Genomic DNA, 25,796 nt, shown 5'->3' with positions numbered 1-25,796 from the left:
GCTGCCTACCACGTGTGGGCCACGGATCAATAACTCGCCCGGCTCACCCGGCGCGCAGGCCTTGCCGTCAGCGTCACGAAGCAACACATCGCAACCGGGCAGCGGCAGCCCAACCGTACCGGGGCGGCAATGCTCACCCGGCGGATTGAAGGCAACAAAGCAGCTGCTCTAGGTCAGCCCGTAACCCTCCAGTATCTGGCCGGCCAGCGCACGCCAACGCTCGCCGGTGGCGGGGCGCAACGCGGTGCCGCCGGATACGGCAGCCTTGAGCTGCGGCGGATTGGCCTGCAACCAGGACTCAGCCAGCAAGCCTGCGAACAGCGTGTCGACGCCGGTCATCCAGCGCACAGGAAACTGCTCGAACGCCCGCTGCAGATTGCTCAGCGGGCGCGGATTGGGCACCAGCAGATTGCGTCCGCCGCTGCGATACAGCAGCAGGAAGTTAAAGTTGAAGGCGAAGATGTGATACAGCGGCGGCACGGTCAGAATCACATCCCCCGGCTCGAAGGGCATGCCGAACCCGGTGATGTAGTCCTCAGCCATCTGCAACACCGCCAGCAGATTGGCGTGGGTCAGCACCGCGCCCTTGCTGCGCCCGGTGGTGCCGCCGGTGTACTGATAAAGCGCAACCGGGTTGGCGCGATAGTCAGTCAGTGCCAAACGCGCCCCAACGGCCAGTGCATCGACAAAGCGCGGCAAGCCGGAAGCATCCACCCCCGCCTGCGCGGCAACTGCCCGTCCGATCTCCGGCACAAAGAAGTCACCAAGGCTGGTCGTCAGCAGCGGTACCCCCAGCTCTTGCGCCACCGGCAAGGCGCGCTCAACGAACAGATCGCAGGCGATCAGCAACCGCGCGCCGCTGTCAGCCAGCTGGCTACGCACCTCCCGCTCGGTATACAACGGGTTCACGTTGGTCACGATCAGTCCGGCCTTCCAGGCGCCCAGCACCGCGACCGGGTAATGCAGACTGTTCGGCAGCTGAATCGCCACCACCTCACCCACCTGCATCTTCTGCTCATGGATCAGCCAGGCAGCAAACTGGTCCGACAGCGCATGTACTTGGCTGAACGACAGGTCAGCGGTCAGTCCGTTAGGCAGCACCAGGGTAAACGCCGGGCTATCGCCGTAACGCTCGGCCAGCAGCTCTGGCAATTGCGCCAGGTTGCCCAGCAACAGCTCGGGCGACGGCTGATAGTGCTTCAGTGCGGGTGGGTAGCGACGCTCCCAAAGGCGGGGTTCGGTCATGCACAGGCTCCTTGTGTTGCAGTGCGCAGCAAACTTATCATCGTTAAGATAAAGTCAGACGCAGCCGCGGCGGCTCTTGGTAGTTATCTCGCTCAACTGCTGAAGGAAAGTACGGAGCAATCTTATCAATGTCAAGATACTTGCCCGTGTTAAGATTCGGGCCTGCTCAACCTGACCACCCGCAGAGAACCCGCTTATGGCAAAGCCCGCAAAACGCGCCCGCGATACCTACCACGTCGGCAACCTGGCGCCCCAGCTGCTGGCAGCAGCGCGTGCCTTGCTGGAAGAAGTGGGGCCAACCAAGCTGTCTTTGCGCGCGGTGTCCGAGCGGGTAGGCGTCAGCGCCACGGCGGCCTATCACCATTTTCAGAACCGTAACGAGCTGATCGGTCAGCTTGCCGCGCAAGGCTTCTCCGAGCTGGCTCGCGCGCTACAGCGCGCCTACAGCAACGGCTCCGGGCTGGACAAGCTGCGCGCCGGCAGCCTCGCCTACCTGCACTTTGCGCGCAGCAATCCGGCGCTCTATCAATTGATGTTTGGTCCGGAATTTACCGAGCAGACCATGATTCCGGCACTGCAGCGCGAACGGCTGGCCGCCTTCGGCGAGCTTAAGCGCATGGTGGCCGATACGCTGGGACAGGAGCTGGACTGCTCCGAGGTGCGCAAGGCATCGGTCGCCGCCTGGTCTTACACCCATGGCCTGACCTCTCTGGTCATTCACGGGTTGCTGCCGGGCGCAGCCGAGTACAGCGATGAGCGCTTTGTCGACCGCACACTGCAGGGTTTTGCTGCGCTGGCAGCCAGCTGCTCGCCGCCAGCGCAGTAACCTGCATCCGCCGAGCGCCCTACTCGAAGGGTTTCGGCCGCGGTGTGGCGTTATTGGACGGCGGCAGAATCGGCAGCGCAAAGCTGGGTTGCTGGCCGGTCAAGGTCTTGAGGAAGGCAGTAATGCTGGCAATATCCTCGTCGCCCAGCTGGCGCCCCAGTTGCAGCCGGGCCATCACGTCAACCGCCTCTTCCAGCGTCCAGTAGGCGCCATCATGGAAGTAGGGATAGGTCAGCTCGACGTTACGCAGGGTCGGCACCTTGAACTTGAAGCGGTCGGCGTCCTGGCCAGTCAGCCCGGCAACGCCCTCGGCCGGGTTGGCGGTTTCATAGGCACTGACCAGCCCCATTTTCTGAAAGCTGTTGCCACCGGCGGCCGGGCCGTTATGACAGGCCACACAACCGGTGTCCTTGAACAGCTGATAGCCGCGCAGTTCGTCCTCTATCATCGCCTGGGTATCACCCAGCAACCAGCGATCAAAACGCGAGAATGGTGTGACTAGGGTTTCCTCGAACTCGGCGATGGCGTCGGTCACCTCGTCGATGGTGATCTGCTCCACACCGTAGACTCGGGCAAAGGCGTCGCTGTACTGCGGAATCGAGCGCAGGGTATCGACCGCCAGGGTGTGGGTAAACGCCATTTCGCCCGGGTTGGCGATGGGCCCGGCGGCCTGCTCCTTGAGGTCTGCCGCGCGGCCATCCCAGAACTGCGCTACGTTGAGGCTGGAGTTGAGTACGGTCGGTGAGTTGATCGGGCCCTGCTGCCAGTTGTGCCCAATGGAGGTTTGCAGGTTGTCGCTGCCGCCCATGCTCAAGTTGTGACAGGAGTTGCAGGAAATAAAACCCGAGCGCGACAGGCGCGGGTCAAAAAACAGCTGCTTGCCCAGCTCCACCTTGGCCGGGTCGGTTATCTGCGCGGGCAAAATGGGCTGGATTGGTTCGTTGTTCGGTGTCATCGCCATCGCCGGTGCGATGCCGGCCATACACAGGAGCAATACACGGATCTTCATATGCCACCTCGGCTGCTTATCCATTAACCACATAAAGATCATGGTCAATAGGCCGCAACCACTCACTGACCTGGGTCAAGTGGACGGGCTGCAGATGGCGGCGACAGTAGTCGTGTCAGGCCTCGCGCAGCTCGAAGCGCTCAAAAAGCCCGTGCAGCTGCAGCCACAGACTGGCCGCTTCGGGCGGGGCAGTACTCAGCCCCAGCGTGGGGTCCAGCATGCGCGCGGGGCGCGCCAGTTGCACGGTAAAGCGGCGTACACCCTGCCGTGCCAGCCGATAGGCCAGGCGCAGTACAGCGCCGCTGTCGAACAGTTGCCAGTGCACGGTGGTGCGGCATTCATAGTCAACACCGCTATCGTGCAGCAGTCGCAGGCTCTGCCAGTTGGCCTGACCGCTGCGCGGCGTGCCGGTGATCAGCTCGACCTGATCCTCCAACCCCTTGACGTCAAACCCCACCCAGTCACACCAGGGCAACACCCGCTCCAGCGCAGCAGGCTTGATACCGGCGCTGTGCAAACCAACCTTGAAGCCGAGCGACCGCACCGCCTGCATCGCCTCAGGCAAAGCCGGCTGCAGGGTGGCTTCGCCGCCACTGAAAACCACCGCATCAAGCAGGCCCTGGCGCTGTTGCAAAAAGCGCAAGACGCTGCGCCAGTCATGCGGCGCCTTACCGCGCGCAGCGATCAGCTCAGGGTTGTGACAATACCGGCAACGCCAGGCGCAGCCCTGACAGAACAGCACGCAGGACAGGTGGTCGGGGTAATCCAGAGTGGTCATGGGTAACAGGCCGCCAATGCGCAAGCTGTCGGCGGCCTGAGCAGAACAGGCTTTCATGGGCTTTCCCGTAGCGCACCCGGCCCGCAGGCCGGATGCAGCGGTTGCTCAGCGCGGCTCGCTGAAGTGTTGGCGTTCGCGGTGCTCGGACTGCTTGCCCGGGTTGAAGGCCGACACCGGACGGTGATAACCCATGACGCGCGTCCAGACTTCGCAGCGCTGACGCTGCTCGGTGGGCAGGGTGTTGCATTGGCTCATGATGTTGCTCCTTGCTGTGGGTAACGGGATTAAGCGTCGCTGCAGGCGCCGCAACAGATACTGGCCTGCTGTTGCAGCAGCGCCTCGTCGCAACGCGGACAAAACTCGTGCTCGCCGGCCAGATAGCCGTGCACCGGGCAGATCGAAAAGGTCGGCGTGATGGTCAGATACGGCAGGCGAAAGCGCGACAGCGCGGCGCGTACCAGCTGCCGGCAGGCGGCCGCCGAGGAGATCCGCTCCCCCATATACAGGTGCAGTACCGTGCCGCCGGTGTACTTGCACTGGGCAGCATCCTGCAGCGACAGCGCCTCGAAGGGGTCGTCGGTCAGGCCCACCGGCAACTGCGAGGAGTTGGTGTAATACGGCGCCTCGCTGCAGCCGGCCTGCAAAATGTCGGGATAACGCTTGCGGTCCTCTTTGGCAAAACGATAGGTCGTGCCCTCGGCTGGCGTTGCCTCCAGGTTATAGAGGTGCCCGCTGCGCTCCTGATACTCGACCAGCCGTGCGCGCACATGGTCCAGCACCCGCAAGGCCAGCTCGGCACCCGCCTCGGTGTGCATGCCCTCGCGGTCGGCCGTGAAGTTGCGCAGCATCTCGTGCACACCGTTAACGCCAATGGTCGAGAAGTGATTGCGCAGGGTGCCCAAATAGCGCTTGGTGTAGGGATACAGGCCGGCATCCATATGGTGCTGAATGACCTTGCGCTTGACCTCCAGGCTCTCAAAGGCCAGATCCAGCAACTGGTCCAGCCGCGCCAGCAGCGCCGGCAAATCACCTGCATGCACGTGACCCAGCCGCGCGCAGTTGAGGGTCACCACACCCAGCGAGCCGGTCTGCTCTGCCGAGCCAAACAGGCCGTTGCCGCGCTTGAGCAGCTCGCGCACGTCCAGTTGCAGGCGGCAGCACATCGAGCGCACTTGGTTGGGCTGCATGTCGGAGTTAAGGAAGTTCTGGAAGTACGGCAGCCCGTAGCGCGCGGTCATCTCGAACAGCCGCGTGGCGTTGTCGCTGTCCCAGGGAAAGTCGTGGGTAATGTTGTAGGTCGGAATCGGGAAGGTAAACACCCGACCGCGCGCGTCGCCGGCCATCATCACGTCAATGTAGGCGCGGTTGATCAGGTCCATCTCGTGCTGCAGATCGCCGTAACAGAAAGGCATTTCCTCGCCACCGATGACCGGCACCTGTTCACGCAGATCCTGCGGACACACCCAGTCAAAGGTCAGGTTGGTAAAGGGCGTCTGGGTCCCCCAGCGCGACGGCACGTTGAGGTTGTAGATAAACTCCTGCAGCAACTGGCGCACCTGTTCAAAGGTCAGGCTGTCCTTGCGCACGTAGGGTGCCAGATAGGTGTCAAAGGAGCTGAATGCCTGCGCGCCGGCCCACTCGTTCTGCAGGGTCCCGAGAAAGTTCACCATCTGCCCCAGGGCGCTCGACAGGTGTTTTGGCGGCCCCGCCTCGATACGCCCCGGCACACCGTTGAGGCCCTCGTGCAACAGGCTGCGCAGCGACCAGCCGGCGCAATAGCCGGCCAGCATGTCGAGGTCGTGGATGTGCAGATCGGCCTCGCGGTGGGCGGCGCCGATTTCCGGGCTGTACACCTCGTCCAGCCAGTAGTTGGCAACCACCTTGCCCGACACATTGAGAATCAGCCCGCCAAGGGAGTAACCCTGATTGGCGTTGGCCTGCACGCGCCAGTCTTCACGCCGCAGGTATTCGTTCATGGAGGCTGCCACGTCCACCAGACTGCGCCGCTCACGCCGCAGCCGCCCGTGGCGTTCACGATAGACGATATAGGCGCGGGCGGTGGGATAGTAACCGGCGTCCATCAGCACCCGCTCGACGCAGTCTTGAATCTGCTCCACCGTCAGCTCAGGCCCCTCGGGCAGCAACGGCAGCACCGCGCGGGTCAGGATGTGCGCCTGCTCGGCGCCCAGCTCCCCGGTGGCCGCACCAGCGCGTTCAATGGCGCGCTCGATCTTGCTCGAGTCAAAGGCCACGCGGCTGTCATCGCGCTTGTTCAACCACCGTGGCCAGCTTTGGGTCTGCATATCCATTCGCGCCTCCAGAACACATCATGTAGTAGAAAAATTAAACACAAACACAACATGGTGCGCATTCTGCCGACAGAAATGGCGACGGTATCTTGATCGAGATCAATGGACGGCAGGTTTTCCAAAAGAGCTGCGCAGCATCCGCTGCGGGCCCGCACATCGACAGTCAGGGCCAGCAAAGCGACCAAATTAATCAAATAAAATCTAATTTATGAAAAATTATTATTGATTAGACCAAATCAAACCACGGCGGCAAACTGGCGCCCGCAACACTCATCCCCTGCTTTACCGACAAGCGCCATCATGACCGATACCACCAGCATCACCAGCAAAGCCGCCCCCCAACGTCTGACCCTGCTACCGGGCCAGCAACTGCATACCCGCCCGCGCGAATGGCTGCGCGCCACTTGCGGCGCGGCAATCGGGCTGTTTGTCAGCGTCTGGGTATGCCAACTGGTGTTTGGCGCAGCGGTCGCCACCCTGCTGATCGGTCCGGTTGGTGCCTCGGCCATCCTGCTGTTTTCTGTACCGTCCGGCGCGTTGGCCCAGCCCTGGTCGATCTTTGGCGGTTATCTGGTATCGGCCATAGTGGCGACGCTGGTGGCGCAACTGGGCGGCCACAGTCTGGAAATGGCGGCATTGGCCGTTGCCCTGTCGTTGATTGCCATGTTCGCGCTGCGCTGCCTGCATCCACCCGGCGGCGCGGTCGCGCTCTGCGGGGTGCTGGCCGGCCCGGCGCTGCAGGCGCTGGACGAAAAGGCTGTGCTACCGGTGATGCTCAACGCGCTCACGCTGATCGCCATCGCACTGTTCTACAACAACCTGACCGGCGTGCGTTATCCCAAACGCCCGCTGCCCGAGGTCAACCTGCAGCACACCAGCGATCAACCTGCGCTGCAGCGGGTCGGCTTTTCCGATGCCGACCTGGACGCCGCGCTGGCGGACATTGGCGGCTTTGTCGACCTGACCCGCGAAGACCTGACACAGCTGGTGCGCAAGGTAGAAGATGCCGCGCGGCGGCGCAGCATGGGCACAGCCCAGGTGGCCGACATCATGTCGCGTGACCTGCGCTGCGCCACACCAGAGACCCGGGTACGTGAAGCACTCGACCTGCTGCATGCGCACCGTCTGCGGGTGCTGCCGGTGCTGGATGCCGAGCAGGCGCTGGTGGGTATTGTCAGCCTGACCGACCTGGCCAACTTTGTCGGGCGCAGCGGCAGCTTTCGCCTGCTGCGACGCGGCGGAGGAGAAAAGTCACCACTCAGTGAGGTCATGACCTCGCCGGTCATTGCGGTGTCACCGCAGCTGCCTGTCAGCGAGCTGATACCCATGCTGTCGAGTCAGGGCCTGCATTGCCTGCCGGTGGTCGAGCAGAACAGACTGGTCGGCATGGTCACCCAGACCGACCTGATTGCCGCACTGCAGGACAACCTGCTGATGCGCGGCTGACTACGCGGGCGCTCAGCCCCAGCGCTGCGACCAGTCGTGACTGTCGGCGGCGGCGCGGCGCAATAGCGCGATCGCCTGCTGCAGCGCCTCGCTGTCACGCTCACGGGGATAGACCAGCCAGGCCGGGAAGCTGAACTCCGGCGCGCGTGGCACCCGCTGCAACTGGCCGCTATCCAGGTAGCTCTGCACCACCCGGGTCCGAAAATAGCCACTGCCGCCACAGCTGAGCAGATACTGCAGCGCCATGGGCCCCAGGTTGAAGGTCAGCTCGGCCTTGGCCTTATCCGGCAGAGCGCGATCATGCTGCTGACGAAAGGCCTCGCCCCAGTCGATGTAGATATAGGGCTCGGGCTGGCTCGGCAGGCAAACCTGAATCAGCTTTTCTTCCAGCAGCTCCTCCACCTGCAGGCCCGGCCAGTAGCTTGGCTGGAACACCAGCGCCGCATCCAGCGTGCCCTGCTCCAGGCGGCGCTGCAGCGCCGCACCTTCGCCGACCTCGGTGTGCACCGCCTGACTGCCCTGCTCCGCCCGCAACAAGCGCACCCAATGCAGCATCAGCGGATTGTAGAGGCTGGTTTCGCAGCCCAGGTGCAAGACGCTGTCGATACCTCTGATCAACGGCAGGTCGCGCTGCGCCGCCTCCCAGGTCTGCACCAGCTGGTTGGCATAGGTAACAAACAGCTCACCGTCGCGGGTCAGCCTGGCGCCGCCGCGGTTGCGCACAAACAGGCGGCAATTGAGCTGCGACTCCAGGCTCTGGATGCGCGCCGTCACCGCCGCCTGGGTCACGTGCAGCTGCTCTGAGGCGGCGATCAGACTGCCGCTGCGGACGACTTCAAGAAAGGTTCTGGCGAGGCTGATATCCATCGGTCGGGCTCATCGCGAGTGAGCCGGCATTGTGCGGCATCCGCCAGCGGCGGCCAAGCCAAGCGCTGATCTCGATCAATACGCAAGACAGGACAAGCCACTATGCTGCCGCCTTTTTTCGCAGGTCCCGATCATGCTTAACGCTCCCGAACTGCTGGCTCCGGCCGGCACCCTCAAAGCCATGCGCTACGCCTTCGCCTATGGCGCCGACGCGGTGTACGCCGGTCAGCCGCGCTACAGTCTGCGCGTGCGCGAGAACGACTTCCATAACCCGGAGGTCATGGCCGAGGGCATCAAGGAGGCACACGCACTCGGCAAGCGTTTCTACCTGGCCAGCAATATCGCGGCCCACAACAGCAAGGTCGCCACCTACCTGCGCGACCTTAACCCGGTGGTCGCCATGGGGCCAGATGCGCTGATCATGTCTGACCCGGGGCTGATCATGCTGGTGCGCGAGCGCTGGCCAGACCTGCCGGTACACCTCTCGGTACAGGCCAATGCGGTCAACTGGGCGACGGTGAAGTTCTGGCAGCAGCTGGGGCTGGAACGTATCATTCTGTCGCGCGAGCTGTCGCTGGAAGAGGTTGAAGAAATCCGCCAACGCTGCCCGGACGTGGGCCTTGAGGTATTCGTACACGGCGCCCTATGCATCGCCTACTCCGGCCGCTGCCTGCTGTCCGGCTACTTTAACCACCGCGACGCCAACCAGGGTGCCTGCACCAACGCCTGCCGCTGGCAGTACGACGTGCAACCCGCGGTCGAAACCGCCGAGGGCAATATCGAGCCGCTGGCACAGCCGGTGCAGATCATCACCCAGCACGACAAGCCGGATGAGCCGATGGCCATCGAAGAAGATGAGCACGGCACCTACATCATGAACTCCAAAGACCTCCGTGCAGTGCAGCATGTCGAGCGCTTTGTGCAGATGGGGGTTGATTCCCTGAAGATTGAAGGCCGCACCAAGTCGCACTTCTACGTCGCCCGCACGGTACAGGTGTACCGCCAAGCCATCGACGACGCGGTGGCCGGCCGCCCGTTCAACCTCGGCTTGATGGACGATCTGGAGAGCCTTGCCAACCGTGGCTACACCGAAGGTTTCTACCGCCGTCATCCACCGGGCGTGTACCAGAATTACGAGCAGGGCGCCTCACGCATGAGCCGTCACCAGTTCGTTGGTGAGCTGAGCGGTGAAAGCAGCGACTGGCTGGAGATCGACGTGAAGAACCGCTTTGCCATTGGCGATCAGCTGGAACTGATGACCCCGCAGGGCAACCACAGCTTTGTGCTCGAAGCCCTGCAGGACCGCAACGGCAACGCCATCGAGGTCGCGCCCGGCAATGGTCACAGCGTACGCATACCGCGCCCGCCGCTGGCCGATCTCAAGTACGCGCTGCTGATGCGCTGGTTGCCGGCTTAATCAGTGGTCAGCCGCGCAATCACATCGGCGGTGCTGGTCACCTCACCAAACTCATAGGCAATGGTGCTGAGCGAGATGCGCTGAATCTCCTCGGCACTGATGGCGCCGAAGCCCAGATCCGGGTAGTCCATCGCGGCGTTGGCGTCGCTCAGGGCGATCACCTTGTACTCGCGGTGTACGCCGTCGCGGATGGTGGTCTCACAGCAGACGTTGGTCACCGTGCCGCAGACAATGATCGTGTCCACATCGCGGGCGCGCAGCACGGTATCCAGATCGGTGCCGTGAAAGCCGCTGTAGAACAGCTTGTCGATGATCACGTCTCCCGGCTGCGGCGCCAGCGCGTCAATCACCTCCACATTCGGCTCGCTGCGGGCCAGAATCTCGTCCACGTCGGGGTACAGATCGCGCATGCGGCCGGTGTCGCTGCCGTCGCCGCGCACGATATGGCGCAGGTAAATCACCGGCACATCGACGCCACGGGCGGCATCAACCAGCGCCTGAATCGGCTGAATGATCTTGGCGGTGTTCGGCACGTAGAGTGCGCCGTCCGGTTCGCAGAACACCTTCTGCATGTCGACGACGATGACCGCAGCGCGGCGCGGGTTGAGGTCCCAGCGGACCAGGGGTTTGCTCATAGCGGCTATCCGGTTGAATGACTGAGCCGGCACTGCAGCAAGTTTTGTACCTTTTGGTCCGTTTCGGTCCTGAAGGTCCGGCCGATGCGGTATCCACAGGGTGCGCATCGCACAGCGCACGGATCACCGCCTGCACCGACTCGGGGCAACAACTGACCCAGGACAATTAAAGTGGGCAGGATAGTGTCTAGACTGCGCTTTTCATCCTGTCAGGAGCGACTGTCATGCACTGCGATATCGCCATCATCGGCGCCGGCCCGAGCGGCCTGTGTCTAGCCCGGGCTTTGGCCGACAGCGGCCTTGCGGTGACGCTGATCGAGCGTCAGAGCGAAGAGGCCATAGCCAACCCCGCCTTCGACGGCCGCGAAATCGCCCTGACCCACACCTCGCGCGCGCTGCTGCAGCAGCTGGATATCTGGGACCGCCTGCCCGGCGAGGACGTTGCCCTGCTGCGCGATGCACAGGTGTTCAACGGGCCGTCCGCCTTTGCCCTGCAAATTCAGGCGCGCCACGCCGGCAGCGATCACCTGGGGCATCTGGTTGCCAACCGGGCTATCCGCCAGGCCGCGTGGGACAGCGTGCAGGCCAAGGGCACCACGACACTGCGCGCAGGTACGCGGCTGCGTCACCTGCGCCAGCACAGCGGCGGTGTTGAACTGGCCCTGGATGACAGCAGTACGCTGGAGTGCAGCCTGCTGGTGGCGGCAGACAGCCGCTTTTCCGAAACCCGGCGCCTGCTCGGCATCGGCGCGCAGATGAAGGACTTTGGCAAGAGCATGCTGGTGTGCCGCATGCAGCACGACGCAGATCACCAGCAGGTGGCCTGGGAGTGGTTTGGCTACGGCCAAACGCTGGCCCTGTTGCCCCTCAATGGCCGGCAGTCCTCGGTGGTAGTGACTCTGCCGCCACGGGATATCGAGCGTCTGCAGCAGATGAGCCCTGAGGAATTTGCCATCGAGATGGAACAGCGTTTTGACGGCCGCCTGGGCTGCATGGAGCTGGTCAGCGAGCGGCATGTCTATCCGCTGGTGGGCGCCTATGCCAGCCACCTCACGGCGCACCGCAGCGCCCTGATCGGCGACGCTGCCGTGGGCATGCATCCGGTCACCGCCCACGGCTTCAACTTTGGCCTGGGCAGCGTGCAACGCTTGAGCACCCTGCTGCTCGACGCCAAGCAGCGCAACCGCGATATTGGCTCCATTGCCCTGCTCAACCGCTACGAGCGCCAGCAGCGTCTGGCGACCTGGCCGCTCTACCAGGCGACCAACCTGCTGGTCGACTGTTATACCAATGACCGCCTGCCCATGCGCCTGCTGCGCGGGGCGGCGCTGCGCACGGCCCAACAGTTGCGCCCACTCAAGCGCGGCATTGCACGGCATCTGACCGCCGGCGCCTGAGCCGGCAGCACCCGGTGATACCTCGCCGGGTGCTGCATCTCATCACCAGCGATCAGGCGGTTATCAGCCGCCAGCCCAGCACCGCTGCAGGCAACAGCAAGGCCGTCAACACGCCCAACGCACCCATCGCCAACGCAGCAAAGGCGGCACATTCATCGCCCTCCTCCAGCGCCCGCGCCGTGCCCACCGCATGCGCGTTCATGCCGTAGGCCATGCCGCGTGCTGCCGGATGCACCACCCCGGTCAGTTTCAGCAACGGCGGCAGCATCACCGTACCCAGCACCCCGGTGAGCATGACCAGTACGGCAGCCAACGCTGCCAGTCCACCCAGTTGCTCGGCCAGCGGCATGGCGATCGGCATGGTTACCGACTTGGTCGCCAGGGTCATCAGCACCGGTAAATCCGCGCCTAACAGCCGAGCGGTCAGCAAGGTAATAGCCACGATGGCGCTTCCGCCGACCAGCAGCGTAACCATCACCGGCCAGAGATTGGCCCGGATGCGCCGCAGGTTGCGATACAGAGGCACCGCCAACGCCACCGTCGTTGACCCCAACAGCCAGGCAATCGGCATCACAGCTTCGCGGTAGGCGGCGTAGTCCAGCTGCAACAAGCGGATACCGGCGATGATCAGCAGCATGGTGATCAGTACCGGCTGCAACACCAGCCAGCCGGTGCGCCAGTAGAGCCAGAGCGCAAACACAAAGGCCGCAAGCGTCAGCGCGATGGCCGTCAGCGGCGCGTGGGCGACTTGCAGCAGAGCGTCAGTCATCATCGCGCGGCCCTGCCATCAGCCGCTGCATCAACACACCGCACAAAGGGATGCACAGCACCAGCGAGACCAGCAGCCCCGCGCCAATAGCGGGCAACTGGGCCAACAGCACATCACCGCCGAGCAGAATGCCGGTCGCCGGAATCGCCAACATCAGCGGCAGGTAACTCAGCAGTGCCGCAGCGGCCTGCTCCAACCAGTCTGGAATGCGGCGCAGCAACACAAGCAACGCCAACAGCAGCAGCAAACCGATCACCGGCGCAGGCAGCATTGGTAGCCAGAGCGCCTGCAGCAACGCGCCCATCGCCTGCATCACGACCAGCAACAGCAGCCCCTTCAGCACTCGCTGGCCCGCCGACGAAACAGCGGCCGTGGCTCGATCGCCGAACGCCCATAGAGCACGCTCATGCCGTTCAGCCCCTTCAGTGCATCCTCGGCCGACTTGTCCTCGCGCACGGCAAAGGCATCAAAGCCGCACTGGCGCATGTGGCTGAGCTGATCGCGCAGCACATCGCCAACCGCACGCAGCTCCCCAGTCCAGCCGATGCGCGTGCGCAAAAGATACGCCTGACTGTAGCCGCGGCCATCGCGAAAGCTGGGGAACAGCACCGCAATCAAAGGCAGTACCGCGAGGTAGGGCTGCAGCTGCTCGGCCTCGTCATCAGGTTGCAGACAAACTCCGTCGGCGCTGGGCTCCAGGCCGCTGAGCACCGCCTCAGGCTGTCGCTGCAGCCACGCCTCAAAGCTGAGGATGCGGGGACCATCGGAGGCCGAATCCTCGCTCAGCGCCAGGGTCCAGGGATCCGCGCTCACCAGCTCAGGCCCATGTTCGGTCAGTCGAATCAAATTATTCATGCGCGGACCTCCTGCGCCGGATATACCCGCGCCTTGAACGGGGCGAGTCCAATACGCGCGACGGTATCGACAAAGCGCTCGATACCAACCCGCTGCTCGCGATACACCTCAACCAGTTGGGCAATCACATCAGGGACGTCCTCGGCACTGAAGGCTGGGCCGATCACCTTACCCAGCGCGCTCTGCTTGCCCTGCGCCCCGCCGATGGTGAGCTGATACCACTCGCTGCCGTTCTTATCGACCCCAAGAATGCCGATGTTGCCGATGTGATGGTGGCCGCAGGCGTTCATGCAGCCGGAGATATTCAGGCTGATTTCGCCCAGATCCTGCAGTAGCTCGGGGTCGGTAAAGCGCTGTTGAATCGCCTGCGCCACCGGAATGGACTTGGCATTGGCCAGCGAACAGTAATCGCCACCGGGGCAGGCAATCACGTCGGTCAGCAGGCCAATGTTGGGTGTGGCCAGACCGAACTCACAGGCCTGCTGCCACAACGCGTAAAGATCTGCCTTGGCGACATCCGGCAGCACCAGATTCTGCTCGTGGGCGACGCGAATCTCGCCGAAGCCAAACCGCTCGGCCATCAGCGCGACCTGCTCCATCTGCTCTGCGGTCACGTCACCGGGCGGCATGTCGGCACCGGGCTTGGTCGACAGCGTGACCGACACATAGCCCGGCTGCTTGTGCGCGTGGGTGTTGCGCTGCACCCAGCGAGCAAACTCGGCATCACGTGCCAGCGCACTGCCGAATGCCAGATCGACCGCCGGTTGCGGCGGATACTCCGGCGGCTGAAAGCTGGCCGCCACGCGCTCGTACTCCTCGCGGGTCAGCTCGGCGGGGCCGTCCTTGATGTGCTCCCATTCGGCCTCAACCTCACGGGCAAAGGCCTCGATACCCAGCGCCTTGACCAGAATCTTGATGCGCGCCTTGTACTTGTTGTCCCGCCGACCGTGGCGGTTGTAGACCCGCAGCACCGCCTCCACGTAGGACAGCAAATGCTGCCAGGGCAGCGCCTTGCGGATCGGCTGCGACAGAATTGGCGTGCGGCCCAGGCCGCCACCGACCATGACGTCGAACAGCATTTCCCCCGCCGCATCCCGGTACAGGTACAGCCCGATGTCATGCATCATCACCGCCGCGCGGTCTTCGCTGGCCGAGCAAAGGGCGATCTTGAACTTGCGCGGCAGGTAGAGAAACTCGGGGTTGACCGTCGACCACTGACGCAGAATCTCGGCCAACGGCCGCGGGTCGAGCAGCTCATCGGCGGCCACGCCGGCAAAGGCGTCAGTGCTGATATTGCGCACGCAGTTGCCGGAGGTCTGAATCGCATGCATGTCGACCGCCGCCAACCGAGCCAGAATGTCGCCCACCTGCTCCAGCTCGATCCAGTTGAACTGAATGTTCTGGCGCGTGGTGAAGTGGCCGTAGCCGCGGTCAAAATCCCGGGCGACACTCGCCAGCGTGCGCAACTGATCGGCCGACAAGGTGCCGTAGGGAATCGCCACCCGCAGCATGTAGGCGTGGCGCTGCAGGTAGAGACCGTTCTGCAGACGCAGCGGCAGAAACTCCTCCTCGCTCAGCTCACCGCTCAAACGCCGACTGATCTGATCACGAAACTGGGCGACCCGCTCGGCGACCAGCGCCCGGTCGTACTCATCGTAGTGGTACATGCTCACCTCCAAGGCGCAGCAGCCGCACACAGCGGATCTACCGCACCGACTCAACAAGGCGGCCACTATGCGCAGGCCGCCTGAGCCGTACCAGCCTCAGATCCGGTAAAAAAAACCGTATCAGTTGTACTGAAAGCGCTGTTTTTCTTAAAGCGCAAGGCAACACCGCATGGGGTTGCAGTGCGGCTGTTGACCAAATACTTGAAGGATTGAGTGTGCACTGGGTTTCGTCCCGTTTACGCGGGCGAGTAGCGCAGGTTTGGCGGGAAGAAGAGCGGCAGCCTGTCTGAGGCTCGCAGAGCCGAGTTCTGCCGATCCCCGTCAAACCGAGCAACACAGCGAACCCGAAGGGCCGCGTAGCCGGGTGCCCCGGGGGATCGCCAAGGGGGGCTGGGCAAGCAGCCCCCCTTGGCTCGCCGTGAAGGCGAAAGGCTGATTCAGAAGCAGCCCGCGGGCCCTCGCCTGATGAAAGTCGGCAGGCAAACTAGAGACGCCTAAAGCTAGCCTTAGACCTTTTTGAGTCCTCGCAAAGCTTGCCGCCAGCGCCCACGAAAAGCCTACGCGGACACGCCTTTGGCTTAGTCCGCACTACGGTGTCGTGCATGCGCAGAGATGGCAAACACGCTGCGTCGGCCAGCGAAGCGAAACGCGCCATCTGATATGGTTTTTTGCGTCCAATCTGAATCTGTTACCAGATCAGCCATCCCCGCATCATCGCCACAGCCTGAAAATCCAAGAGCCGTGATGCCATGACCAGCCACATCCCCCTGAAAGATCTGACACCCGCCCAACAGGGCGGCCCGATTCACACCCGCAGTTTCAAGGGTCTGTACCGCAACCTGCGGCTGCTCGGCGCAGGTGCGCTGATGCTGCTGTTCTTCGGTACCGCCTGGATCGACTGGAACGGCCAGCAGGCCGTGCTGTGGGATCTGGACAGCAAGCAGTTCCACATCTTCGGAGCGACCTTCTGGCCGCAGGACTTCATCCTGCTCTCGGCGATTCTGATGATTGCCGCCTTTGGCCTGTTCTTTATCACTGTGGTCGCCGGCCGGATCTGGTGCGGTTACAGCTGCCCGCAGAGCGTCTGGACCTGGATCTTCATGTGGGTCGAGAAGGTCACCGAGGGCGAACGTCATCAGCGCATTCGCCTCGACGCCGCGCCCTGGTCGCTCAACAAGCTGCTGCGCCGCAGCGCCAAGCACGGTCTATGGCTCGCCATCAGCCTGGCCACGGCAATTGGCTTCATTGGCTATTTCACCCCGGTACGCGAGTTGGTCAGCGACCTGCTGAGTTGGCAGGTAGGCGCGACTACCGCGTTCTGGCTGCTGTGCTTTACCGCTGCCACCTACTTCAACGCCGGCTGGCTGCGCGAGAAGGTCTGCGTGCACATGTGCCCGTACTCGCGCTTCCAGAGCGCAATGTTTGACGCCGACACCCAACTGGTCACCTACGACGCGGCGCGCGGCGAAGCACGCGGCCCACGCAAGAAGAACAGCGACCCTGCGGCCGCAGGGCTCGGCGACTGCATCGATTGCACCGTCTGCGTGCAGGTCTGCCCGACCGGCATCGACATCCGCGACGGCCTGCAAATCGACTGCATCAGCTGCGGCGCTTGCATCGACGCCTGTAACGGCATCATGGATCAAATGGGTTACCAACGCGGACTGACTCGCTACACCTCAGAGCGCGCGCTGGCGGGCGGCAAGACGCACTGGCTGCGCCCGCGTCTGGTCGGCTACGCCATTGCCCTGCTGCTGATGATCGGCGGCCTGGTCTGGGGCCTGCAGGAACGCCCGCTGATTGATCTGGATATCAGCCGCGACCGCAGCGTGTTCCGCGCCAACAGCAGTGGCGAGATCGAAAATATCTACACCCTCAAGGTGCTGAACAAGACCCAGCAGCCACGCGAATATACCCTCAGCCTGGCGGACGCTGAGCGCTTCAATACCCAGGGCCTCGGCAACCTGCAGGTCCCTGCGGGCGAGACCGGCACCGTGGCCGTGCGGGTCAGCCGCCGCGATACAGCAACAGCCGCTGGCAGCGAGCCGTTGCAATTTGTGGTGCAGGACCTGAACGATCCGGCCAGCCGAGTCAGCGACGAGAGCACCTTTGTCGCCCCTCAGGTGCGCTGATATCGCATGCGCGCGCGTGATGGCCTACAGTGGAGGACTCCACCTTCAGAGTCGCAGCACGGGATGAAACGCTACGAAAAGCTGGCCGACGACATCGCCGAGCTGATCCGCACCGGGGTCATCGCCCCGGGCGAAAAAATCCCTTCGGTGCGGCACGCCAGCAGCACCTACGGGGTCAGCCCATCGACCGTGTTCCAGGCCTACTATCTGCTGGAAGACCGCGGCCTGATTCAGGCCAGACCCCGCTCCGGCTACTTCGTCCACTCGCTGGCACGGCGTCAGTTGAGCGAGCCGAATATCAGCCCCTACGCCTCCAGCAGCGTCGATGTGGACGTCAGCGAGCTGGTGTTCTCGGTGCTCGGCTCGCTCAAGGATCCGGAGATGGTCGCCTTCGGCTCCGCCTTCCCGAGCCCGGACCTGTTCCCGCTGGCGCGGCTGTCGCGCTCGCTGGCCAGCAGCGTCCGCGACATGAAGCCCCACTCGGTGATTGCCGACATGACCGCCGGCAACCCCGACCTGCGCCGCCAGATCGCCCTGCGCTATATGGTCAGTGGCATGCTGCTGCCGATGGACGAACTGGTGATCACCAATGGCGCCATGGAAGCACTCAACCTCTGTCTGCAGTCGGTCACCCAGCCCGGTGACCTGGTCGCGATCGAGAGCCCGGCCTTTTACGCCACCCTGCAGGTGCTGGAGCAACTGAAACTCAAGGTGGTCGAGATTCCGGTGCACCCACGCGAAGGCATCGACCTGGAGAGTTTGGCCGACAGCCTGCAGCGCTTTCCGATCAAGGCCTGCTGGTTTATGAGCAGCCTGCAGAACCCGCTGGGCGCCAGCATGAGCGACGCCAAGAAGAAGCAGTTGTATGCCCTGCTGCAACAGCATCAGGTACCGATGATCGAGGATGACGTTTACGCCGAGCTGTACTTCAGCGCCAAGCCGCCCAAACCGGTTAAAAGCTTCGATACCGACGGGCTGGTCATGCACTGTGGCTCGTTTTCCAAATGCCTGGCACCCGGCTACCGCGTCGGCTGGGTCGCGGCTGGGCGCTTTGCCGAGCAGGTCAGCCGCCTCAAACTGATGACCACCATTTCCCCCTCGGTACCCGCCCAGGCCGCGCTGGCCGACTACCTGCAGCACGGCGGCTACGATCGCCACCTGCGCCGGCTGCGCCACGCGCTGGAGAGCCAGCAGCGCGCCATGTTGGCTTCGGCTGCGCGACACTTCCCCCACGAGACCCGGGTTAGCCGCCCCAATGGCGGGTACTTTCTGTGGTTTGAATTTCCCGAGCGAGTCGATTCGCTGCAATTGTTCCAGCACGCGCTGGCCCAAGGCATCAGTCTCGCGCCGGGGCCGATCTTTTCGGCCAACCGGCAGTACCGCAACTGCGCGCGGCTGAACTACGGCACGCCGTGGGATGAGCGCTGTGAACAGGCCATGGCAACGCTAGGGCGGTTGCTCGCCGCGTTCTGAGCGCAGCGCTATCTGACCTGCTTTTTGCGGCCAGATGTGGCGGGCCGTGAACGTGGACGGCACACCGACCTACAGCTTTGTTGAAGCGTTGGAGGCCAGCCATCCGGGCTATGTGGTCCGCGTAATCGGTGGCGCATTTTTTCTGACCGGCATGCTGTGCATGGCCTGGAATACCTGGCGCACCGTGCAGCAGGCCAAGTCGGAGCAGACTGCTGCCACCTATCTGGCTACAACCAGTTGATACAACGGAGGGACTAACGATGCTGATTGCAGAACTCTCGGGATTGCTGAACCTGCTGGGCTTGTATATCGCCGTACAAACCTGCCTGGCCAACCACCCGGGCGATGAACTGGACCAGGCCGCCCAGCTGCCATTTGCCGAAGAGCCTGACCGCTTCGACGCCTGAGCAATAGCCATGCGGCAACCAGCCGCATGGCACCGAATCTCGCGCGCAGTGCTAGAATTGCGCGCATGACTCTGACCCGCGACAACCGCCTCTCACTCGCCCTGGTGCTCTATCTGTGCACCCTGGTGAGTCTGCTGACCTGCGGTTTCCATCAGGGCCAGATGAGCGGGCAGCATCTGAGTGGCGCTGGCGTGGTGTTCTGTAACCTCGGCAGCGACAGCCTTGGCGTCGATCTGGACGACCACCAGCAGCACCAAATGAACGACCTGCAGGCCAGCTGCCCGCTGTGCTCATCGCTCGGCCACGGCACTGCAGTGGCCATGCATGGCTGGTCGCTCGACTACATGCCGGCCAGCCCGGTCAGCGCCCCGCCCAGCGGCCAGTGGGCCCGGCCACCGCCACGCCACAGCTGGCCCTCAATCAACCCCCGCGCTTCACCCTCTCCGCTCGACGCTGCGCACCGCGCCGTCTGAGCCTCTGCGGCCATCGGCCGTGCGCTGCGTCACCTGCACATCACCTTTTCCTGATTTCGGCCCGGCGCGCCTGCGCCGCTTACGGCCACTGTGTGGATGACAACAATGCAACACGCCAACCGTTTTACCCGCACCAGCGCCAGCCTGCGCTGGCAGACTGCTTTCGCCCTGCTGTTTACCAGCTTGGCTGCCAATGCCCAGACAGCATCCGAGACGCACGACCAGCACCAGCACACCAGCCAGGCGGAGCTGATCCAGCTGGCGCCGATGGTCGTCACCGCCGTGCAGCAAAGCTCACCGCTGACTATCGTTGCCAACCCCAAAGACCCGCGCCAGCCGATACCGGCCAGCGACGCCACCGACTACCTGAAGACCATTCCGGGCTTCTCTGCCATCCGCGCCGGCGGCAGCAACGGCGATCCGGTGCTGCGCGGCATGTTCGGCTCGCGCATCAACCTGCTGGCCAACGGCGGCCAGATGATCGGCGCCTGCCCCAACCGCATGGACGCGCCCAGCTCCTACATCTCGCCAGAAACCTACGACCGCCTGACCGTGATCAAGGGCCCGCAAAGCGTGCGCTGGGGGCCGGGGGCCTCAGCCGGCACCGTGCTGTTTGAGCGTGAGCCGGAACAGTTTGATGAACCCGGCAGCCGTATCCATGCCAGTGTGCTGGGCGGCAGCAACGGTCGCTTTGACCAGACCCTGGACGCTGCCATCGGCAACCAGACCGGCTACCTGCGCTTTACCGGCAACGACGCCAGGTCCGACGACTATGACGACGGCAACGGCGACACCGTGCCCTCGCGCTGGAGCAAGTGGAACGGCGACATTGCCCTGGGCTGGACGCCGGATGCCGACACCCTGCTGGAGTTCACCGCCGGCAAGGGCGACGGCGAAGCGCGCTACGCCGGCCGCGGCATGGACGGCAGCCAGTTTCTGCGTGAAAGCCTTGGCCTGCGGTTTGAGAAGAGCAACCTCGGCGCCATCAACAAACTGGAGGCGCAGCTTTACTACAACTACGCCGACCACATCATGGACAACTTCCGCCTGCGCGCACCTGATCCGACCAGCATGATGCCCATGCCCATGGCATCGCAGGTTGATCGCCGCACGCTCGGTGGCCGCGTTGCGCTGACCTTTGAGCTGAACCAGCTCGAACTGGTGACCGGCGTCGACGCCCAACGCAGCGAACACCGCGCCCGTTCATCCAGCTACAGCATGATGACCGGCTACACCGATGCGGACGAGTTTGCCTGGGAGAAGGACGCCGTGATGCGTAACGTCGGGCTGTTCAGCGAGGCCACCTGGTACCGGAGCGATACCACCCGCTGGATTGGTGGCGCCCGTCTGGACCGCGCAGAAACTAAAGACTACCGCCAGAGCATAAGCAACATGATGGGTATGGCCACCCCCAACCCGACCGCCGGCCAGACCCGCAGCGACACCCTGCCCAGCGGCTTTGTGCGCTACGAGCACGACCTGTCCGGCAGCCCCGCCACCCTGTACGCCGGCCTGGGTCACGCCGCGCGCTTCCCGGATTACTGGGAACTGTTCTCCGCCAGCCTGGCACCTACCGGGGAGCTGAACGCCTTCGACGGCATAGAGCCGGAGAAGACCACCCAGCTGGATGTGGGTATCCAGTATCAGGACGCGCGCCTGCAAGCCTGGGCCTCGGCCTACGCCGGGCAGGTGGATGACTTCATCCTGTTCCGCTACTCGACCATGATGGGCATGCGCCGCAGCCAGGCCTACAACGTCGACGCCCGCATCGCCGGTGCGGAAATGGGCGTGACCTATGACCTGACCGAGCGCTGGAACGCCGACGCCACCCTGGCCTACGCCTGGGGTGAAAACCGCAGCGACGGCGAGCCGCTGCCGCAGATGCCGCCGCTGGAAGCCCGCCTGGGCCTGAGCTACGCCCACAACAACTGGAGCGCCGGCGCCCTGTGGCGCGTCGTCGCCGAGCAGAACCGGGTAGATGAAGGGGCCGGCAACGTGGTTGGCCAGGACGTCGGCAAGAGCAGCGGCTTTGGGGTGTTTTCGCTTAACGGCGCCTACCGCCTGAGTGAGCAGCTCAAGCTCAGCGTTGGCGTCGACAACCTGTTCGACAAGGCCTATGCCGAACACCTCAACCTGGCGGGTAACTCGGCATTCGGCTATCCCGCCGACTCCATCGCTATCAACGAGCCGGGGCGCTCGCTGTGGGCCAAGGTGGACTTTGACTTCTAGGGTCTGGAAACAGGCGTATCCACCATTTATCAGAACATAAGAGCGCCAACACACCGCCCGGCCATTGCCGGGCGGTGTCGTTTCAGCCCCGTCGCCAGACACTCGCCAGCCAGGGCTGCTGCTCGCGCGGCAGGCCGGATGGGCGGTAATAGTGCTCCAGTTCGACAAAGCCCGCCGCCTGCAGCAGCGCACGCCAGGTCTCCAGTCGGTAGTAGGCGCCGTAGCGTTCGCCGCTCCAGCCTTCCTGATCCTCCCCACGCGGGTTGGAGCTGAACAGCACGCCTCCGGGCTTCAGCGTCTGATGCAATTGCGCCAAGGCACCGGGCAGCAAGTGGCTGGGGATATGGAACAGACAGGCGTTGGCAAAGACGCCGTCAAAACGCGCCGCCGGCAGGTCCAGCGCCAGAAAATCCTGATGCCACACCTCACAGCCGCTGGCCTCACGCGCCATCTGCACAAAGGCTTCGGCGCCATCGAGCCCGACGGCGTTATGCCCCAGAGCCCGAAAGGTGCGCAGATCGCGCCCCGGCCCGCAGCCCAGATCAAGAATTTGCCAGGGCGCCGGCGCCTGAATATGCCGCAGCAAAGCGTCTATGTTCTGGCTGACATCGTGATCCTGCGTGCCTTCGCGAAAGCGCTCGGCGTTGGTCTGGTAGTGCCCCAGCGTGCGGCTGGCCAGCTGCATTGCCTCGTCGTCCGCTGCGCTTGTCGAGCTGTCGGCCACCCCCAGCAGCTGCAGGGTGCGCGCATCCGGCTCACCGGCGCAGAACACCGCCAGCACCTCGCTGAACAGCGGGTTGTCCGGCGCAGCCTGGGCAAACAGCGTCATGCTGGAGCGCAACTTGAGGTCATCGGGGGAGCCGAGAATCTGCCAGGCAGAGCGCTCAGGCCAGGCCAGCAGGGCCCGGGCGCAGGCCTCAAGCCTTGCGCCCAAAACCGGGTGCGCCAGATAGGCGCGTGCTTCGGTCAGGTCAGCAATGGCGTAGAACTGCGCGGTACTGCTGCGCCCCAGCCCGGCCAACTGCGGAAACACAAACCACATCCAGTGCGAGGTTTTGCGCCCGGCCTGCAGTTCAGCCAGCGCAGTGGCGTAGCCACCGGCCTGAGCATCGAGGAAGCGTTGCAGGTTGTGTGGGTCAGTCATGAGTCTCTCACAGGGCGATTGCAAGCGTTTGGAGACGTTGTACGCGCCGCCCCGCCGCGCGGCAAGGGGATTAAATAGGTGCCGCGCAACCGGCATCCAACTCGCAGCGCCCTGCCAGCGCAGCATCCTCCGGCTGCAGGGTGCTGTGGCTGATACCAAAGCGTTCGCGCAGCAGCTGCTGAATCTGCGGCAAAACGCGTGGCCACTGCGCCAGCGAGTCGATGTCGACATGGGCCGCCAGTGCATGCTTGCTGGAGGACAGGCTCCAGATGTGCAGGTCGTGCACCGCCCGCACGCCGTCGATCTCGCCCAGCGCCCGGCGCACCTCGGCAGGCTCGATGCCCGGCGGTACACCCTCCATCAACACCCGAGTGACGGCGCGCAGCAGCCGCACGGCTGAGACCAGAATCAGCACGCAGACCAGCAGCGATAGCAGCGGGTCCATGATGGCCGGGCCGCCCAAGTAGATAATCAGGCCCGCTGCGACGGCGGCCACCGAGCCCAGCAGATCGCCCATCACGTGCAGCAGCGCCCCGCGCACGTTCATGTTCTGTTCACCGCGCATCAGCACCCAGGCGACGATGACATTGACCAGCAACCCCAGCCCGCCAACCAGCAGCACCGCTCCGCCATCTACCTCCGGCGTATCAAACAGCCGCTCCACCGCCTCCCAGGCAATAAAGGTGACCACTACGAACATGAAGATGACATTGAACAGCGCCCCCAGCACCTCGGCCCGTTGCAGCCCAAAGGAGTGTTGCCTCGAGGCTGGCCTGCTGGCCAGCCAGGCAGCAAACGCCCCTACCGCCAGCGACAGCGAGTCCGTCAGCATGTGACCAGCGTCGGAGAGCAGCGCCAGCGAGTTGGCCAGCAAGCCGGCAACGACCTCAACCAGAGCAAAGGCTCCGGTAAAGATCAGGGCAAACAGCAATACCTTGCCACTGCCATGGCTGTGGCTGTGGCTGTGGCTGTGGCTGTGGTCATGGTGGCCGTGCTGGTGTGCAGACATGGCAGGTGCTCCGCTGGCTCAATCGGGTCTAACTATGGCTGGCCTGTGCCAGTAGCCCCATTGAAAACCCTGAAGTGGCTACAGGGTCAAGCGGCCTGATGCAGCGCCAGCGGCGCTGGCTCCTTCAACCTTCGGTCAGGGGCGGCCGAAGGACAGCAGGAAATCCAGCTGCTCATTGGACTCGGCGGTTTGCTTCACCAGCTTGCCGTGCTCAAACTGCAGCCGATAACCGCTGACGCCGTTACCGCTGTCGATGATGGCCCTGAGCAGGTCGTCGATATACTCAGGGTTTTCATCGCCGGTCAGCGGCGGTAGGCGGTCAACGTGCAGCTCGCCGCTGTGATCGAGCGGCAAATTGATATCCGCGTAATGCCAATAATCATCGGACAGGCGCGTGGGCGCTATGCCGTTGATAGGCGGCGGAATGCGGTCTTCGGCTTTGCGCTTGCGGCTAGGCCAAAGGCTCTGCGTGCTCGCTCAGCTGCCATCAGGCTCGCTCCCGAACGGGTCGAGCGTATTGGCATTATCAATAGAACGCGGCCTTGCGGTGTCGTCAGCGCCAGCCGCGACGACATCACCTTGAAACTGCGTTGGCAAGTCACCCGTGGTGTGCTCGGCATCTTGCTGCAGATAATCCTGCTCAGCCGGGCTGTGGTTGGTGTAGACGCCTTGCAGTATCAACTGGCCGTCGACCACAGCATAGGTAACAACAAAGCCGGTGGGCGTCCAGGTATCGGCATGGTAGGGGCAAATGCCGTGCTCGCTGGGCGAAAAGGCGCCGCCGGAGATCACCTGGAAGGCGATGCCGTCGCGTAGCAGTGTGCTGGTCTGGTAGGCGCTCATGGCGTGACCCAAGGGTGGCAGCGGAAGGGTTGAAACGTTGAGTGGCAGTAGAACAACTAACAGCGTTTTCGACAACCGAGTGAAAGCACAACGGCGACGATCCAAACCCAGGGCCAGCCCACTGGCGCGTTAGCCCAAACACTTACCAGAATGAGCCTTCCAATCGAGGGAAGCACTGATCAACTCCACTCGCCCTCAAAACTCCGGATCAATCGTCAGCAACAAGCGCTGCTGCCCAGCCGCAACGGCAGGACTGCGATGCACGATGCCGCGCTCTTCATTACCGACCCAGCCGCTGCCCTTGAGCAGACAGACATCGCCTTCAGTCAGCCGCCGAATGGCGCCAGCATCACGCACCACTTCCGGTTTGCCCGGCTCGGGGTTGCCCAGGCCGGCGCGCTCCAGCGCCTGCTCGGGTAGCCACTCGCTGCCGGGGCCGCTGTAGGTGGTTACCAGGCGCACCGGCAGGTTGTCGCAATGAAAGCGCGGACACATGGCACCAGCAAGCAGACGCATACGAATGCCCACCGCATCAACGTCGAACAAACAGGCCACCGCCTCGGCCAGCAGACGCACGTCGGCAATCAGCTCACCGGCATGCTGTGGCGCGGGCATACTGCGCGTCAGCGCCTGTTCCAACGCCGAATCCGGTACGCCGCGCCAGGCCAGCTCCCAAGGCTGTGCCGCGCACTGGGCCGCGATACTAGCCAGCAGTTGCGGCGCCAGCTCGCGTTGCATGATGGCGATGGTGATCGCCTCGTCAAATACCTCGGCCAACACGCCGAGATCTAGGCCGGTGGCCCAGTGAGCCCCGACGTGGCTGGCCGCAGGGTCTGCGCTCAGTAGTGCCTGTATCCCCATGACGC

The 25,796-nt window shown here is 63.7% G+C and carries 24 protein-coding genes and 3 pseudogenes; 10 read left to right on the top strand and 17 right to left on the bottom strand.

All coding sequences use genetic code 11. The features are described 5' to 3' along the window. Window positions 1-6 precede the first annotated feature (6 nt). Window positions 7-1,245, bottom strand: a pseudogene (locus BM116_RS06050) (AMP-binding protein); the annotation flags it as partial. A 196-nt stretch (window positions 1,246-1,441) separates the two neighbouring features. On the opposite strand from BM116_RS06050, the gene BM116_RS06045 reads away from it, so the two are divergent. Beyond that, window positions 1,442-2,071, top strand: a complete 630-nt coding sequence (locus BM116_RS06045) for a TetR/AcrR family transcriptional regulator (protein WP_083726454.1) — start codon at window positions 1,442-1,444, stop codon at window positions 2,069-2,071. 19 nt (window positions 2,072-2,090) lie between these two features. Here the strand turns inward: BM116_RS06045 and BM116_RS06040 are convergent, their stop codons facing one another. From BM116_RS06040 to BM116_RS06025, 4 genes are all read right to left on the bottom strand, one after another. Then, a complete protein-coding gene (locus BM116_RS06040) occupies window positions 2,091-3,053 on the bottom strand; it encodes a cytochrome-c peroxidase (protein WP_235846711.1) in 963 nt (320 codons plus the stop codon). 142 nt (window positions 3,054-3,195) lie between these two features. Continuing rightward, window positions 3,196-3,915, bottom strand: coding sequence for an anaerobic ribonucleoside-triphosphate reductase activating protein (locus BM116_RS06035; RefSeq protein WP_083726458.1), 720 nt, complete (start codon window positions 3,913-3,915; stop codon window positions 3,196-3,198). 48 nt (window positions 3,916-3,963) lie between these two features. Further along, on the bottom strand, window positions 3,964-4,113 hold the full coding sequence (gene nrdD / locus BM116_RS19250; RefSeq protein ID WP_083726460.1) for an anaerobic ribonucleoside-triphosphate reductase: 150 nt from the start codon (window positions 4,111-4,113) through the stop codon (window positions 3,964-3,966). 29 nt (window positions 4,114-4,142) lie between these two features. Continuing rightward, on the bottom strand, window positions 4,143-6,167 hold the full coding sequence (locus BM116_RS06025; RefSeq protein WP_083726462.1) for a ribonucleoside triphosphate reductase: 2,025 nt from the start codon (window positions 6,165-6,167) through the stop codon (window positions 4,143-4,145). Window positions 6,168-6,467: 300 nt separating this feature from the next. On the opposite strand from BM116_RS06025, the gene BM116_RS06020 reads away from it, so the two are divergent. Next, entirely contained in the window at window positions 6,468-7,613 is a 1,146-nt protein-coding gene (locus tag BM116_RS06020) for an HPP family protein (protein ID WP_083726464.1), read from the top strand. Between the two features lie 12 nt (window positions 7,614-7,625). On the opposite strand, the gene BM116_RS06015 is transcribed toward BM116_RS06020, so the two are convergent. Next, window positions 7,626-8,480 (bottom strand): LysR family transcriptional regulator, encoded by an 855-nt coding sequence (locus tag BM116_RS06015; protein WP_083726466.1) that lies wholly within the window; start codon window positions 8,478-8,480, stop codon window positions 7,626-7,628. A gap of 133 nt (window positions 8,481-8,613) precedes the next feature. Between BM116_RS06015 and trhP the strand changes: the two genes are divergently transcribed. After that, window positions 8,614-9,897, top strand: coding sequence for a prephenate-dependent tRNA uridine(34) hydroxylase TrhP (trhP, locus tag BM116_RS06010; protein ID WP_083726468.1), 1,284 nt, complete (start codon window positions 8,614-8,616; stop codon window positions 9,895-9,897). Here trhP and BM116_RS06005 read toward each other — a convergent pair. Beyond that, a complete protein-coding gene (locus BM116_RS06005; protein WP_083726470.1) occupies window positions 9,894-10,532 on the bottom strand; it encodes an isochorismatase family protein in 639 nt (212 codons plus the stop codon). The genes trhP and BM116_RS06005 overlap by 4 nt on opposite strands. A 224-nt stretch (window positions 10,533-10,756) precedes the next feature. Between BM116_RS06005 and ubiM the strand changes: the two genes are divergently transcribed. Then, window positions 10,757-11,929: a 5-demethoxyubiquinol-8 5-hydroxylase UbiM gene (gene ubiM, locus BM116_RS06000; RefSeq protein ID WP_083726472.1), complete on the top strand. Its 1,173-nt coding sequence runs from the start codon at window positions 10,757-10,759 to the stop codon at window positions 11,927-11,929. 52 nt (window positions 11,930-11,981) lie between these two features. Here ubiM and BM116_RS05995 read toward each other — a convergent pair whose 3' ends face one another. The 4 genes from BM116_RS05995 to BM116_RS05980 are packed head-to-tail and all read right to left on the bottom strand — an operon-like array spanning window position 11,982 to window position 15,220. Further along, window positions 11,982-12,701: an LrgB family protein gene (locus BM116_RS05995; protein ID WP_083726474.1), complete on the bottom strand. Its 720-nt coding sequence runs from the start codon at window positions 12,699-12,701 to the stop codon at window positions 11,982-11,984. Further along, a complete protein-coding gene (locus BM116_RS05990; protein ID WP_235846708.1) occupies window positions 12,691-13,041 on the bottom strand; it encodes a CidA/LrgA family protein in 351 nt (116 codons plus the stop codon). The genes BM116_RS05995 and BM116_RS05990 overlap by 11 nt, the downstream gene beginning before the upstream one ends. Continuing rightward, window positions 13,035-13,553, bottom strand: coding sequence for a DUF934 domain-containing protein (locus tag BM116_RS05985; protein ID WP_083726476.1), 519 nt, complete (start codon window positions 13,551-13,553; stop codon window positions 13,035-13,037). The genes BM116_RS05990 and BM116_RS05985 overlap by 7 nt, the downstream gene beginning before the upstream one ends. After that, the gene (locus BM116_RS05980) at window positions 13,550-15,220 is read right to left on the bottom strand and encodes a nitrite/sulfite reductase (protein WP_083726478.1); all 1,671 of its coding nucleotides are present in this window, start codon (window positions 15,218-15,220) and stop codon (window positions 13,550-13,552) included. The genes BM116_RS05985 and BM116_RS05980 overlap by 4 nt, the downstream gene beginning before the upstream one ends. Before the next feature lie 749 nt (window positions 15,221-15,969). On the opposite strand from BM116_RS05980, the gene ccoG reads away from it, so the two are divergent. From ccoG to BM116_RS05955, 6 genes and pseudogenes are all read left to right on the top strand, one after another. After that, on the top strand, window positions 15,970-17,352 hold the full coding sequence (gene ccoG / locus BM116_RS05975) for a cytochrome c oxidase accessory protein CcoG (protein WP_083726480.1): 1,383 nt from the start codon (window positions 15,970-15,972) through the stop codon (window positions 17,350-17,352). A 63-nt stretch (window positions 17,353-17,415) separates the two neighbouring features. Continuing rightward, window positions 17,416-18,825, top strand: coding sequence for a GntR family transcriptional regulator MpaR (mapR, locus tag BM116_RS05970; protein WP_083726482.1), 1,410 nt, complete (start codon window positions 17,416-17,418; stop codon window positions 18,823-18,825). Window positions 18,826-18,853: 28 nt separating this feature from the next. Further along, window positions 18,854-19,066 (top strand): annotated as a pseudogene (locus BM116_RS05965) (cytochrome C oxidase Cbb3); the annotation flags it as partial. A 19-nt stretch (window positions 19,067-19,085) separates the two neighbouring features. Then, window positions 19,086-19,232, top strand: coding sequence for a hypothetical protein (locus tag BM116_RS18810; protein ID WP_169847253.1), 147 nt, complete (start codon window positions 19,086-19,088; stop codon window positions 19,230-19,232). 65 nt (window positions 19,233-19,297) lie between these two features. Then, window positions 19,298-19,705, top strand: coding sequence for a DUF2946 domain-containing protein (locus BM116_RS05960; protein ID WP_083726484.1), 408 nt, complete (start codon window positions 19,298-19,300; stop codon window positions 19,703-19,705). Between the two features lie 105 nt (window positions 19,706-19,810). After that, on the top strand, window positions 19,811-21,934 hold the full coding sequence (locus tag BM116_RS05955) for a TonB-dependent copper receptor (RefSeq protein ID WP_083726486.1): 2,124 nt from the start codon (window positions 19,811-19,813) through the stop codon (window positions 21,932-21,934). Between the two features lie 82 nt (window positions 21,935-22,016). Here BM116_RS05955 and BM116_RS19115 read toward each other — a convergent pair whose 3' ends face one another. The 6 genes and pseudogenes from BM116_RS19115 to BM116_RS05930 all read right to left on the bottom strand — a co-directional run bounded on the left by BM116_RS19115 (window position 22,017) and on the right by BM116_RS05930 (window position 25,791). Next, entirely contained in the window at window positions 22,017-22,619 is a 603-nt protein-coding gene (locus BM116_RS19115) for a class I SAM-dependent methyltransferase (protein WP_165771305.1), read from the bottom strand. A gap of 54 nt (window positions 22,620-22,673) precedes the next feature. Next, window positions 22,674-23,078 (bottom strand): annotated as a pseudogene (locus BM116_RS19110) (DUF1810 domain-containing protein); the annotation flags it as partial. 70 nt (window positions 23,079-23,148) lie between these two features. Next, window positions 23,149-24,087 carry a cation diffusion facilitator family transporter gene (locus BM116_RS05945; protein WP_083726490.1) on the bottom strand — a complete coding sequence of 313 codons (939 nt, stop codon included), beginning with the start codon at window positions 24,085-24,087 and terminating at the stop codon, window positions 23,149-23,151. 135 nt (window positions 24,088-24,222) lie between these two features. Beyond that, window positions 24,223-24,441: a hypothetical protein gene (locus BM116_RS05940; RefSeq protein ID WP_083726492.1), complete on the bottom strand. Its 219-nt coding sequence runs from the start codon at window positions 24,439-24,441 to the stop codon at window positions 24,223-24,225. 123 nt (window positions 24,442-24,564) lie between these two features. Beyond that, window positions 24,565-24,930 (bottom strand): hypothetical protein, encoded by a 366-nt coding sequence (locus BM116_RS05935; RefSeq protein ID WP_083726494.1) that lies wholly within the window; start codon window positions 24,928-24,930, stop codon window positions 24,565-24,567. A gap of 195 nt (window positions 24,931-25,125) precedes the next feature. After that, window positions 25,126-25,791 (bottom strand): DUF1826 domain-containing protein, encoded by a 666-nt coding sequence (locus BM116_RS05930; RefSeq protein WP_083726496.1) that lies wholly within the window; start codon window positions 25,789-25,791, stop codon window positions 25,126-25,128. Window positions 25,792-25,796 lie beyond the last annotated feature (5 nt).

Origin of the sequence: Halopseudomonas pachastrellae, from assembly GCF_900114765.1 — a bacterium.
GTDB lineage: Bacteria > Pseudomonadota > Gammaproteobacteria > Pseudomonadales > Pseudomonadaceae > Halopseudomonas > Halopseudomonas pachastrellae.
Note: the sequence above shows the minus strand (reverse complement) of the source record. Positions and strands in the feature narration are given on the sequence as shown.